Here is a 12,455-nt window from a genome sequence, read left to right as displayed (position 1 = left end):
GAACATCAAAGAGGAGTACCGCGTGTCGCTCGACGCCGCTACGAAGAAGCAGATCATGTCCGAGTTCGCCACCAAGGAGGGTGACACCGGTTCCCCCGAGGTCCAGGTGGCCATGCTCTCCCGTCGCATCTCGGACCTGACGGAGCACCTCAAGACGCACAAGCACGACCACCACTCCCGTCGTGGTCTGCTGATCCTGGTCGGCCAGCGTCGCCGCCTCCTGCAGTACCTGGCCAAGAAGGACATCCAGCGCTTCCGTGCCCTGGTCGACCGCCTCGGCATCCGCCGCGGTGCGGCCGGCGGTGCCAAGTAAGACGCCGTGAAGGGAGCGGTTCCCACGACTGAGGGAACCGCTCCCTTTGTTGTACGTACAGGTGTGCGTGCAACAGCTTGTACGGGACGTGACCGGCTCGCCCGGTCGACCGGAATGCCAAGCTGAGCCGAATCTCAGTAACCTGGTCCCGGAACGTCCCGCAGACGAGCGGAAGAAGCAGGCTCCCCGCCGCCGGTCCTCGGTAGTGGCCCCCGGACAGAGCAACCCGGGTGCTTCGATCGAAGACCGGCCCGCCGATGGAGCGCTTCTCCGCACCGTCCCCCGCCACACGGGCGTGGGGGCGAGAAGACGATATGTATCGGAGAAAACGCTAGTGGAGAACGAGACCCACTACGCCGAGGCCGTTATCGACAACGGAACCTTCGGCACCCGCACCATCCGCTTCGAGACGGGCCGCCTGGCCAAGCAGGCCGCCGGCTCCGCCGTTGCGTACCTGGACGACGACACCATGGTGCTGTCGGCCACCACGGCTTCCAAGAAGCCGAAGGACCAGCTCGACTTCTTCCCCCTCACGGTGGACGTCGAGGAGCGGCAGTACGCCGCGGGCAAGATCCCCGGCTCCTTCTTCCGCCGCGAGGGCCGCCCCTCCGAGGACGCGATCCTCACCTGCCGTCTGATCGACCGGCCGCTGCGCCCCTCCTTCAAGAAGGGCCTGCGCAACGAGATCCAGATCGTCGAGACGATCATGGCGCTCAACCCCGATCACCTGTACGACGTGATCGCGATCAACGCCGCCTCCTGCTCCACGCAGCTGGCCGGCCTGCCCTTCTCCGGCCCGATCGGTGGCACCCGTGTCGCCCTGATCAAGGGCCAGTGGGTCGCCTTCCCGACGCACACCGAGCTCGAGGACGCCGTCTTCGACATGGTCGTCGCCGGTCGCGTCCTGGAGGACGGCGACGTCGCGATCATGATGGTCGAGGCCGAGGCCACCGAGAAGACCATCCAGCTCGTCAAGGACGGCGCCGAGGCCCCGACCGAAGAGGTCGTCGCCGCCGGTCTCGAGGCCGCGAAGCCGTTCATCAAGGCCCTCTGCAAGGCCCAGTCGGAGCTCGCCGCCAAGGCTGCCAAGCCCACCGGCGAGTTCCCGGTCTTCCTCGACTACCAGGACGACGTCCTGGAGGCGCTCACCGCCGCCGTCAGCACCGAGCTCGCCAAGGCGCTCACCATCGCCGGCAAGCAGGAGCGCGAGGCCGAGCTGGACCGCATCAAGGAGATCGCCGGCGAGAAGCTGCTCCCGCAGTTCGAGGGCCGCGAGAAGGAGATCTCCGGTGCCTACCGCGCGCTGACCAAGAAGCTGGTCCGCGAGCGCGTCATCAAGGACAAGGTCCGCATCGACGGCCGTGGCGTCACGGACATCCGTACGCTCGCCGCCGAGGTCGAGGCCATCCCGCGCGTGCACGGCTCGGCGCTGTTCGAGCGTGGCGAGACCCAGATCCTGGGCGTCACCACCCTGAACATGCTCCGCATGGAGCAGCAGCTGGACACCCTCTCCCCGGTGACCCGCAAGCGCTACATGCACAACTACAACTTCCCGCCGTACTCCGTCGGTGAGACCGGCCGCGTGGGCTCGCCCAAGCGCCGCGAGATCGGCCACGGTGCGCTCGCCGAGCGCGCCATCGTGCCGGTGCTGCCGTCGCGCGAGGAGTTCCCCTACGCGATCCGCCAGGTCTCCGAGGCGCTGGGCTCCAACGGCTCGACGTCCATGGGCTCGGTCTGCGCCTCCACCATGTCGCTGCTGAACGCCGGTGTGCCCCTCAAGGCCGCCGTCGCCGGTATCGCCATGGGTCTGATCTCCCAGGAGATCGACGGCAAGACCCACTACGTCGCCCTGACCGACATCCTCGGTGCCGAGGACGCGTTCGGTGACATGGACTTCAAGGTCGCCGGTACGAAGCAGTTCGTCACCGCGCTCCAGCTCGACACCAAGCTCGACGGCATCCCCGCCTCGGTCCTGGCCGCCGCGCTGAAGCAGGCCCGCGACGCCCGCCTCCACATCCTCGATGTGATGAACGAGGCCATCGACGTCCCGGACGAGATGTCCCCGAACGCCCCGCGGATCATCACCGTCAAGATCCCGGTGGACAAGATCGGTGAGGTCATCGGCCCCAAGGGCAAGATGATCAACCAGATCCAGGAGGACACCGGCGCCGACATCACGATCGAGGACGACGGCACCATCTACATCGGTGCCCAGCAGGGCTCGCAGGCCGAGGCCGCCCGCGCCACGATCAACGCGATCGCCAACCCGACCATGCCGGAGGTCGGCGAGCGTTACCTGGGTACGGTCGTCAAGACCACCACCTTCGGTGCGTTCGTCTCGCTCATGCCGGGCAAGGACGGCCTGCTGCACATCTCGCAGATCCGCAAGCTCGCCGGTGGCAAGCGCGTGGAGAACGTCGAGGACGTGGTTGCGGTCGGAGCCAAGGTCCAGGTCGAGATCGCCGAGATCGACTCCCGCGGCAAGCTCTCCCTCATCCCCGTGATCGAGGGCGAAGAGGACGAGAAGAAGGACGACGCTGCCAAGTGACGTCCCGTAGTTCCGTGACGACGGCCCGCACCTCTTCGGAGGCGCGGGCCGTCGCCCGTACCCAAACGCTTCTCAAGGGCACCAATGGCATCGGCACCGTTCGCCGTACCGTTCTCCCCGGCGGTCTCCGGATCGTCACCGAGACCCTGCCCTCCGTACGCTCCGCCACCTTCGGTATCTGGGCCAATGTCGGATCACGCGACGAGACGCCCAGCCTGAACGGCGCGACGCACTACCTCGAGCACCTCCTCTTCAAGGGCACGGCCAAGCGCAGCGCCCTCGACATCTCGTCCGCGATCGACGCGGTCGGCGGCGAGATGAACGCCTTCACGGCGAAGGAGTACACCTGCTACTACGCGCGGGTCCTCGACACCGACCTGCCACTGGCCATCGATGTCGTCTGCGACATGCTGACCGGCTCGCTGATCGCCGCCGAGGACGTCGACGCCGAGCGCGGCGTCATCCTCGAAGAGATCGCGATGACCGAGGACGACCCGGGCGACTGCGTGCACGACCTGTTCGCGCACACGATGCTCGGCGACACGCCCCTCGGCCGCCCGGTCCTCGGCACCGTCGACACGATCAACGCACTGAACCGCGGCCAGATCGCCCGCTTCTACAAGAAGCACTACGACCCCACCCACCTGGTCGTCGCCGCCGCCGGCAACGTCGACCACGCCACGGTGGTACGCCAGGTCCGCAAGGCCTTCGAGCGCGCGGGTGCCCTGTCCCGTACCGAAGCCGTCCCGGTCGCACCCCGCGAAGGCTCTCGCACCCTGCGCACGGCGGGCCGGGTCGAGCTGCTCAACCGCAAGACCGAGCAGGCCCATGTCGTCCTCGGCGTTCCGGGCCTCGCCCGCACCGACGACCGTCGCTGGGCACTCGGCGTACTCAACACCGCCCTGGGCGGCGGAATGAGCTCCCGCCTCTTCCAGGAGGTGCGTGAGAAGCGCGGCCTCGCCTACAGCGTGTACTCGTACACCTCGGGCTTCGCCGACTGCGGACTCTTCGGCGTGTACGCGGGATGCCGGCCCAGCCAGGTCCACGACGTCCTGAAGATCTGCCGCGACGAACTCGACCGGGTAGCGTCCGACGGACTGAGCGACGAAGAGATCGGGCGTGCCATCGGCCAGCTCTCCGGCTCCACCGTCCTCGGCCTGGAGGACACCGGCGCCCTGATGAACCGTATCGGCAAGAGCGAGCTGTGCTGGGGCGAGCAGATGTCGGTCGACGACATGCTGAGCCGGATAGCGCAGGTCACCCCGGACGACGTCCGGGCAGTGGCAGGCGAGGTACTCGGACAGCGCCCCTCGCTCTCCGTCATCGGTCCGCTCAAGGACAAGCAGGCCGGCCGCCTCGACGAAGCGGTCTCCTAATCCACCCGTAAGGAAGCAGAGCAATGAGCAAGCTGCGCGTGGCCGTTCTCGGCGCCAAGGGCCGCATCGGATCCGAAGCGGTGCGAGCCGTCGAGGCCGCCGACGACATGGAACTGGTGGCCGCACTCAGCCGCGGCGACAAGCTGGAGACGCTCGCGGAAACCGGCGCCCAGGTCGCGGTCGAACTCACCACACCCGCGTCGGTGATGGGGAACCTCGACTTCTGCATCCGGCACGGAATCAACGCGGTCGTCGGCACCACCGGCTGGACCGACGAACGGCTCGCGCAGCTGAACACCTGGCTCTCCGGCTCCCCGGAGACCGGTGTGCTCATCGCGCCGAACTTCTCCATCGGCGCCGTCCTCACCATGAAGTTCGCGGAGCAGGCCGCCCGCTACTTCGAGTCGGTCGAGGTCGTCGAACTGCACCACCCCAACAAGGTCGACGCCCCCTCCGGCACCGCCACCCGCACCGCCCAGCTGATCGCCGAAGCCCGGAAGAAGGCCGGCTGCGCCCCGCAGCCCGACGCCACGGCCACGGCGCTCGACGGCGCCCGCGGCGCGAACGTCGACGGGGTCCCGGTCCACGCGATCAGGCTCCGTGGCCTCCTCGCCCACCAGGAGGTGCTGCTCGGCGGCGAGGGCGAGACCCTCACCATCCGCCACGACTCCCTGCACCACAGCAGCTTCATGCCGGGCATCCTGCTGGGTGCACGCCGTGTGGTGACCACTCCGGGCCTCACCTTCGGCCTGGAAAACTTCCTCGACCTGAACTGACTGAGCCCACCGCCATGCGCGCAAAGATCACTTACCTCGTCACCGCTGCCGTCCTGGTCTTCTACTTCGCCCTGGTCGGCAGCCGTGGCCTGCTGCTCATCAAGCACGGCACGCTGCTCACGGTCACCTTCGGGGTCGCGGTGCTGATCCTGCCGGTGATCGGTATCTGGTTCCTCTGGAAGAACACCCAGTTCGTCCGCAGGGCCAACGCCCTCGCCGCAGAGCTGGACGCAGAGGGCGGTCTGCCCGTCGACGAGCTGGTCCGTACCCCGGCCGGTCGTATCGACCGGGACTCGGCCGACGCCGTCTTCGCACGGCGCCGCGAGGAGACCGAGGACTCCCCGGACGACTGGCGCTGCTGGTTCCGGCTCGCCGTCGCCTATCAGGACGCCCGGGACACCCCGCGCGCCCGCAAGGCCATGCAGCGCGCCATCGCCCTCCACATGAGGACATCAAGCCCGGCGGTCACATCGAGCTCGTCCGGCGACTGAGAACGTCATCCGAGTCCGTCCGGCGACCGAGGACGTAACCGGCCGCCGGGCGGGCTCGGAGCACTAGCTGAGCCGGTACTCGTCGTCCCAGGCCTCTATCGTGTCCGCGGCCCGGTCGAACGCCTCGCTGCGCCCCAAGAAGTCCGCGTTGCTGTCGGTGAGCAGGGGCGGAACGGCGTCGCCACCCAGACGTACGAGGATCAGGGCCTGCCCCTGCACCGTGCGCGGGAACCCGAGCCACTTCACCGGCTGCTGCACGGTGCGGACCGCGGTGACCCGGTTCCACGGCACGGTCGTCGTTATGAAGAAGCCCACGCGCCGCACTCCGTGGCGGCTCACCCAGGCACCGACCCGCAGCATCCGCAGGGCGCAGAGAATCACCACAAGGGCGAGCCCGAGGCATGCTGAGGCCCCGGGCAGTGCCCCGGCAAACGCGATGATCATGCCTGCGATCAGCACGTACGAGGCGAGCAACAACAAGGTGGCCGCCGCGGCGACCCGCCACGGCCCGGGGCGGTAGGGGCGCCGCCAGCTGTCGTGGTCGTCGAACGGCAGCGCGATGTCCTCAGCGCTCGCGTCAAACGCGCGGTCGGCCGTCAGAAAGGGCAGGGGCACGACTGATCCTCACTCACAAGCACGCTCGATTGCTGTGCCCGGTGAGGCTACCGAGCAGGCCACCGCCGCTACCACCCCAGGGGCCCCGTACGAGTCAGGGGCCGTGCGCGGCTTCGGTCTGCTGAGTGTGCGAGGGAGCCTGGGCCGGGGCAAGCGCGGGAAGGCCGAGGATCAATGATCCGGCAAGGCCTGCGAGCACCGTCAGTCCTACGAGAGAACGGGCCGCCAGCTGGGCGGCGGTGGCGCGTTCCCGGGGCGGCGGTGCGACGTTGCTACGGAATCGGTCGGCCTCGGCCACGAAGGCGAACGGGACGGCTTCACGCCGGCGGAACATGAGGAAACTCTCCTTGATCTCTGTTACAGGTGCTGCTACAGAGTGAGACGCGCGGCACGCCCGTTCGGTGCCCCGAATCACCTGATTGGCCGAAGAAATCCCCGGACGGGCCTTCCGTGCCTCGTTGTCAGTGGCGGCCCGTAGAGTGGGCGCCGCCCGAGCGACGCAATTGGAAGGACCCCGCCGGTGACCGAGACCCCCGAGCCCGCAAAGCCCAGCTTCCGCAGCGATGTCACCGTCGAGCTGGTGAAGCACTCCGCGGCCGACTCCGACGTCCTGTTCGCCGCCCGTGTCTCCACGGCCGGAGAGCAGTCCCTGGAGGAGGTCAGCAAGGACCCGGAGCGTTCGAAGGGGCTCATCAACTTCCTGATGCGCGACCGCCACGGGTCCCCGTTCGAGCACAACTCGATGACGTTCTTCATCAGCGCCCCGATCTTTGTGTTCCGCGAGTTCATGCGTCACCGGGTCGGCTGGTCGTACAACGAGGAATCGGGCCGCTACAGGGAGCTGGAGCCGGTCTTCTACGTCCCCGATGAGGCTCGCAAGCTGGTTCAGCAGGGCCGCCCCGGCAAATACGAGTTCGTCGAGGGCACCGCGGCCCAGCAGGAGCTCACGGGCCGTGTGATGGAGGACGCGTACCGCCAGGCGTACGAGGCCTACCAGGAGATGCTCGCCGCCGGAGTGGCCCGCGAGGTCGCCCGTGCCGTGCTCCCGGTGGGGCTGTTCTCGTCGATGTACGCCACGTGCAACGCCCGCTCGCTGATGCATTTCCTCGGCCTGCGCACCCAGCACGAGCTGGCGAAGGTGCCGTCCTTCCCCCAGCGGGAGATCGAAATGGTCGGTGAACAGATGGAGGAGCAGTGGGCGCAGCTCATGCCGCTCACCCATGCAGCCTTCAACAAAAATGGACGCGTAGCTCCGTAGGCGGTGTCCGTATTGCGGCGTTTCGTGAAGTTCATCTAGGCTGATCAAACGGACCCGGCACTGCTTGAACCCCCGAGCAGGCAGTGCCGGGCTCCTATCCCTTGTCCCCCCGAGGGGACACCGCGCGCTGAGCAACGAGTAGCGTGTTACCCATGGCTCCGATCTCCACTCCGCAGACCCCCTTCGGGCGGGTCCTCACCGCTATGGTCACGCCCTTCACGGCGGACGGCGCACTCGACCTCGACGGCGCCCAGCGGCTCGCCGCCCATCTGGTGGACGCAGGCAATGACGGCCTGATCATCAATGGCACCACCGGCGAGTCCCCGACCACCAGCGACGCGGAGAAAGACCAGCTCGTACGGGCTGTACTGGAAGCCGTGGGGGACCGGGCCCATGTCGTCGCCGGCATCGGCACGAACGACACCCGCCACAGCGTCGAGCTGGCCCGCACGGCCGAGCGCGCCGGCGTCCACGGCCTTCTCGCGGTGACGCCGTACTACAACAAGCCGCCGCAGGAAGGCCTCTTCCGTCACTTCACGGCCATCGCGGACGCCACCGGTCTACCGGTGATGCTCTACGACATTCCCGGCCGCAGCGGTGTGCCGATCGACACAGAGACGCTGGTCCGGCTCGCCGAGCATCCGCGCATCGTCGCCAACAAGGACGCCAAGGGCGACCTGGGCCGCGCCAGCTGGGCCATCGCCCGGTCCGGCCTCGCCTGGTACTCCGGCGACGACATGCTGAACCTGCCGCTGCTCTCGGTCGGCGCCATCGGCTTCGTCTCGGTCGTCGGTCACGTCGTCACCCCCGAGCTGCGCGCCCTCATCGAGGCGTACCTCGGCGGAGACGTCCAGAAGGCCACGGAGATCCATCAGAAGCTCCTGCCGGTCTTCACCGGCATGTTCCGCACCCAGGGCGTGATCACCACCAAGGCCGCGCTCGCCCTCCAGGGCCTGCCCGCCGGCCCGCTGCGCCTCCCTCTGGTGGAACTCACCGCACAGGAAACGGCGCAGCTCAAGATCGATCTCGCCGCCGGTGGGGTACAGCTGTAACCACAGACTTCACAACTGAATACGCGAAGAACATTCGCAAGAGCGACATCACAGACAACAGCAAGTGCACGAATGACATGCGCGCCACGTGCCTCAGCGGTACGTGGCGTGCGTGGTAAGGAGAGTCTTTTGAGTCATCCGCACCCCGAACTCGGCACCCCGCCGAAGCTCCCGAAGGGTGGCCTCCGCGTCACCCCTCTGGGCGGCCTCGGCGAAATCGGCCGCAACATGACGGTTTTCGAGTACGGCGGACGCCTGCTCATCGTCGACTGCGGAGTGCTCTTCCCCGAGGAGGAGCAGCCCGGAATCGACCTGATCCTGCCGGACTTCACCACGATCCGGGACCGTCTCGACGACATCGAGGGCATCGTCCTCACGCACGGACACGAGGACCACATCGGTGGTGTCCCGTATCTGCTGCGACTGAAGCCGGACATCCCGCTCATCGGCTCCAAGCTGACCCTCGCCCTGATCGAGGCGAAGCTCCAGGAGCACCGCATCCGTCCGTACACCCTCGAAGTCGCCGAGGGCCAGCGCGAGCGCATCGGCGTCTTCGACTGCGAATTCATCGCGGTCAACCACTCCATCCCGGACGCTCTCGCGGTCGCCATCCGCACGCCTGCGGGCATGGCAGTCGCGACCGGTGACTTCAAGATGGACCAGCTCCCGCTGGACGGCCGTCTCACCGACCTGCACGCTTTCGCCCGGCTGAGCGAAGAAGGCATCGACCTTCTCCTCTCCGATTCGACGAACGCAGAGGTTCCCGGCTTCGTACCGCCCGAGCGGGACATCTCCAACGTCCTGCGCACGGTCTTCGCCAACGCCCAGAAGCGCATCATCGTGGCGAGCTTCGCCAGCCACGTACACCGGATTCAGCAGATCCTCGACGCGGCACACGAGTACGGCCGCCGGGTCGCCTTCGTCGGCCGCTCGATGGTCCGCAACATGGGCATCGCCCGTGACCTCGGCTATCTGAAGGTCCCCGCGGGCCTGGTCGTCGACGTCAAGACCCTCGACGACCTGCCGGACGACGAGGTCGTGCTGGTCTGCACGGGTTCCCAGGGCGAGCCGATGGCCGCACTGTCCCGCATGGCCAACCGCGACCACCAGATCCGGATCGTCCAGGGCGACACGGTGATCCTCGCGTCGTCCCTGATCCCGGGCAACGAGAACGCGGTCTACCGCGTGATCAACGGCCTGACCCGCTGGGGTGCACACGTCGTCCACAAGGGCAACGCCAAGGTCCACGTCTCGGGCCACGCCTCGGCCGGCGAGCTGCTGTACTTCTACAACATCTGCAAGCCGAAGAACCTGATGCCGGTCCACGGCGAATGGCGCCACCTGCGGGCCAACGCCGAACTGGGTGCGCTCACCGGCGTGCCCAAGGACCACATCGTCATCGCCGAGGACGGCGTCGTCGTCGACCTCGTCGACGGCAAGGCCAAGATCGTCGGCAAGGTGCAGGCCGGTTATGTGTATGTCGACGGCCTCTCGGTCGGAGACGTCACGGAGACCTCCCTCAAGGACCGTCGCATCCTCGGCGACGAGGGCATCATCTCGGTCTTCATCGTGGTCGACAGCTCGTCCGGCAAGATCACGGGCGGTCCGTACATCCAGGCCCGGGGCTCCGGAATCGACGACGCGGCATTCACCGCCGTCGTGCCGAAGATCGAGGAAGCGCTCAACAAGTCCGCCCAGGACGGCGTGGTGGAGCCGCACCAGCTCCAGCAGCTCGTCCGTCGCTCGATGGGCAAGTGGGTCTCCGACACCTACCGCCGGCGCCCGATGATCCTTCCCGTCGTCGTCGAGGTCTGACGCCCCGACAGGCGCGAACTGCGGAGCGGGGCCCCCGATTTGCATCGGGGCGCCCCGCTCCAGTACGTTTACGGCTCCGCCTGACCGGGAAGCACCCTGCGCACTCGTGCGTGGAGGTCACCCCGCAGGGGGCGGGAATTCCGACTCAGAACTTCTGATAAAGTCGGATCCGCCGAAAGGCAAAGGCCACTCCAATCGGCCATCGGAATCAAATTCGAACCGGAAACGGTAACGAAAAAGAGTCTGGTAAGGTTGGAACCGCCGGAAAGGGAAACGCGAAAGCGAAAACCTGGAAAGCGGAACCCGCTTCGACCGGGAATCGGACACGAAAGAGTCTGATAGAGTCGGAAACGCAAGACCGAAGGGAAAGCCCGGAGGAAAGCCCGAGAGGGTGAGTACAAAGGAAGCGTCCGTTCCTTGAGAACTCAACAGCGTGCCAAAAGTCAACGCCAGATATGTTGATACCCCGGCCTGCTTCGGCAGGTTGGTGGTTCCTTTGAAAGTCCTGCCGGGCCCTTGTGGTTCCGGTAGGCAATTACACAGCGAGGACGCTGTGGACGGTCGGTCTTATTCCGGCTGATCGTCCCGCTCTCGTGATGTGTCTCCCGATTACGGGAAAACATTCACGGAGAGTTTGATCCTGGCTCAGGACGAACGCTGGCGGCGTGCTTAACACATGCAAGTCGAACGATGAAGCCCTTCGGGGTGGATTAGTGGCGAACGGGTGAGTAACACGTGGGCAATCTGCCCTTCACTCTGGGACAAGCCCTGGAAACGGGGTCTAATACCGGATAACACTCTGTCCCGCATGGGACGGGGTTGAAAGCTCCGGCGGTGAAGGATGAGCCCGCGGCCTATCAGCTTGTTGGTGGGGTGATGGCCTACCAAGGCGACGACGGGTAGCCGGCCTGAGAGGGCGACCGGCCACACTGGGACTGAGACACGGCCCAGACTCCTACGGGAGGCAGCAGTGGGGAATATTGCACAATGGGCGAAAGCCTGATGCAGCGACGCCGCGTGAGGGATGACGGCCTTCGGGTTGTAAACCTCTTTCAGCAGGGAAGAAGCGAGAGTGACGGTACCTGCAGAAGAAGCGCCGGCTAACTACGTGCCAGCAGCCGCGGTAATACGTAGGGCGCAAGCGTTGTCCGGAATTATTGGGCGTAAAGAGCTCGTAGGCGGCTTGTTGCGTCGGTTGTGAAAGCCCGGGGCTTAACCCCGGGTCTGCAGTCGATACGGGCAGGCTAGAGTGTGGTAGGGGAGATCGGAATTCCTGGTGTAGCGGTGAAATGCGCAGATATCAGGAGGAACACCGGTGGCGAAGGCGGATCTCTGGGCCATTACTGACGCTGAGGAGCGAAAGCGTGGGGAGCGAACAGGATTAGATACCCTGGTAGTCCACGCCGTAAACGTTGGGAACTAGGTGTTGGCGACATTCCACGTCGTCGGTGCCGCAGCTAACGCATTAAGTTCCCCGCCTGGGGAGTACGGCCGCAAGGCTAAAACTCAAAGGAATTGACGGGGGCCCGCACAAGCAGCGGAGCATGTGGCTTAATTCGACGCAACGCGAAGAACCTTACCAAGGCTTGACATATACCGGAAAGCATCAGAGATGGTGCCCCCCTTGTGGTCGGTATACAGGTGGTGCATGGCTGTCGTCAGCTCGTGTCGTGAGATGTTGGGTTAAGTCCCGCAACGAGCGCAACCCTTGTTCTGTGTTGCCAGCATGCCCTTCGGGGTGATGGGGACTCACAGGAGACTGCCGGGGTCAACTCGGAGGAAGGTGGGGACGACGTCAAGTCATCATGCCCCTTATGTCTTGGGCTGCACACGTGCTACAATGGCCGGTACAATGAGCTGCGATGCCGCGAGGCGGAGCGAATCTCAAAAAGCCGGTCTCAGTTCGGATTGGGGTCTGCAACTCGACCCCATGAAGTCGGAGTTGCTAGTAATCGCAGATCAGCATTGCTGCGGTGAATACGTTCCCGGGCCTTGTACACACCGCCCGTCACGTCACGAAAGTCGGTAACACCCGAAGCCGGTGGCCCAACCCCTTGTGGGAGGGAGCTGTCGAAGGTGGGACTGGCGATTGGGACGAAGTCGTAACAAGGTAGCCGTACCGGAAGGTGCGGCTGGATCACCTCCTTTCTAAGGAGCACTTCTTACCAAGCTTGCTTGGTCAGAGGCCACTACGTCGGCAAATGTTCGACG

The 12,455-nt window shown here is 66.0% G+C and carries 10 protein-coding genes and 1 rRNA gene; 9 read left to right on the top strand and 2 right to left on the bottom strand.

Annotation, left to right across the window (positions count from 1 at the left end):
- The first annotated feature begins 22 nt into the window (after positions 1-22).
- The 5 genes from rpsO (at position 23) to OHA88_RS15680 (ending at position 5,504) form a co-directional block, all read left to right on the top strand.
- Positions 23-313, top strand: coding sequence for a 30S ribosomal protein S15 (gene rpsO, locus OHA88_RS15700; RefSeq protein WP_030933198.1), 291 nt, complete (start codon positions 23-25; stop codon positions 311-313).
- 334 nt (positions 314-647) lie between these two features.
- Positions 648-2,861 (top strand): polyribonucleotide nucleotidyltransferase, encoded by a 2,214-nt coding sequence (locus tag OHA88_RS15695; protein ID WP_030933195.1) that lies wholly within the window; start codon positions 648-650, stop codon positions 2,859-2,861.
- The gene (locus tag OHA88_RS15690) at positions 2,858-4,237 is read left to right on the top strand and encodes a M16 family metallopeptidase (protein ID WP_328625999.1); all 1,380 of its coding nucleotides are present in this window, start codon (positions 2,858-2,860) and stop codon (positions 4,235-4,237) included. Before OHA88_RS15695 ends, OHA88_RS15690 begins: the two co-directional genes overlap by 4 nt.
- A 23-nt stretch (positions 4,238-4,260) precedes the next feature.
- Complete coding sequence (dapB, locus tag OHA88_RS15685; RefSeq protein WP_267001102.1) at positions 4,261-5,013, top strand: 4-hydroxy-tetrahydrodipicolinate reductase; 753 nt, start codon at positions 4,261-4,263, stop codon at positions 5,011-5,013.
- 14 nt (positions 5,014-5,027) lie between these two features.
- The gene (locus OHA88_RS15680; protein WP_328625998.1) at positions 5,028-5,504 is read left to right on the top strand and encodes a hypothetical protein; all 477 of its coding nucleotides are present in this window, start codon (positions 5,028-5,030) and stop codon (positions 5,502-5,504) included.
- Between the two features lie 63 nt (positions 5,505-5,567).
- On the opposite strand, the gene OHA88_RS15675 is transcribed toward OHA88_RS15680, so the two are convergent.
- Both OHA88_RS15675 and OHA88_RS15670 read right to left on the bottom strand, forming a co-directional pair.
- On the bottom strand, positions 5,568-6,119 hold the full coding sequence (locus OHA88_RS15675) for a hypothetical protein (RefSeq protein ID WP_326626756.1): 552 nt from the start codon (positions 6,117-6,119) through the stop codon (positions 5,568-5,570).
- Between the two features lie 94 nt (positions 6,120-6,213).
- Positions 6,214-6,453: a hypothetical protein gene (locus tag OHA88_RS15670; RefSeq protein ID WP_328625997.1), complete on the bottom strand. Its 240-nt coding sequence runs from the start codon at positions 6,451-6,453 to the stop codon at positions 6,214-6,216.
- Positions 6,454-6,639: 186 nt separating this feature from the next.
- Between OHA88_RS15670 and thyX the strand changes: the two genes are divergently transcribed.
- From thyX to OHA88_RS15650, 4 genes are all read left to right on the top strand, one after another.
- Complete coding sequence (thyX, locus tag OHA88_RS15665; RefSeq protein ID WP_328625996.1) at positions 6,640-7,377, top strand: FAD-dependent thymidylate synthase; 738 nt, start codon at positions 6,640-6,642, stop codon at positions 7,375-7,377.
- Positions 7,378-7,529: 152 nt separating this feature from the next.
- Positions 7,530-8,429 (top strand): 4-hydroxy-tetrahydrodipicolinate synthase, encoded by a 900-nt coding sequence (gene dapA / locus OHA88_RS15660; RefSeq protein WP_326606070.1) that lies wholly within the window; start codon positions 7,530-7,532, stop codon positions 8,427-8,429.
- 129 nt (positions 8,430-8,558) lie between these two features.
- A complete protein-coding gene (locus tag OHA88_RS15655; protein WP_328625995.1) occupies positions 8,559-10,244 on the top strand; it encodes a ribonuclease J in 1,686 nt (561 codons plus the stop codon).
- Between the two features lie 622 nt (positions 10,245-10,866).
- Positions 10,867-12,392 (top strand): 16S ribosomal RNA (locus OHA88_RS15650).
- The last annotated feature ends 63 nt before the right edge of the window (positions 12,393-12,455 follow it).

The organism is Streptomyces sp. NBC_00353 (genome assembly GCF_036108815.1).
Classification (GTDB): domain Bacteria; phylum Actinomycetota; class Actinomycetes; order Streptomycetales; family Streptomycetaceae; genus Streptomyces.
This window is presented reverse-complemented; position numbering and strand designations above follow the sequence as displayed.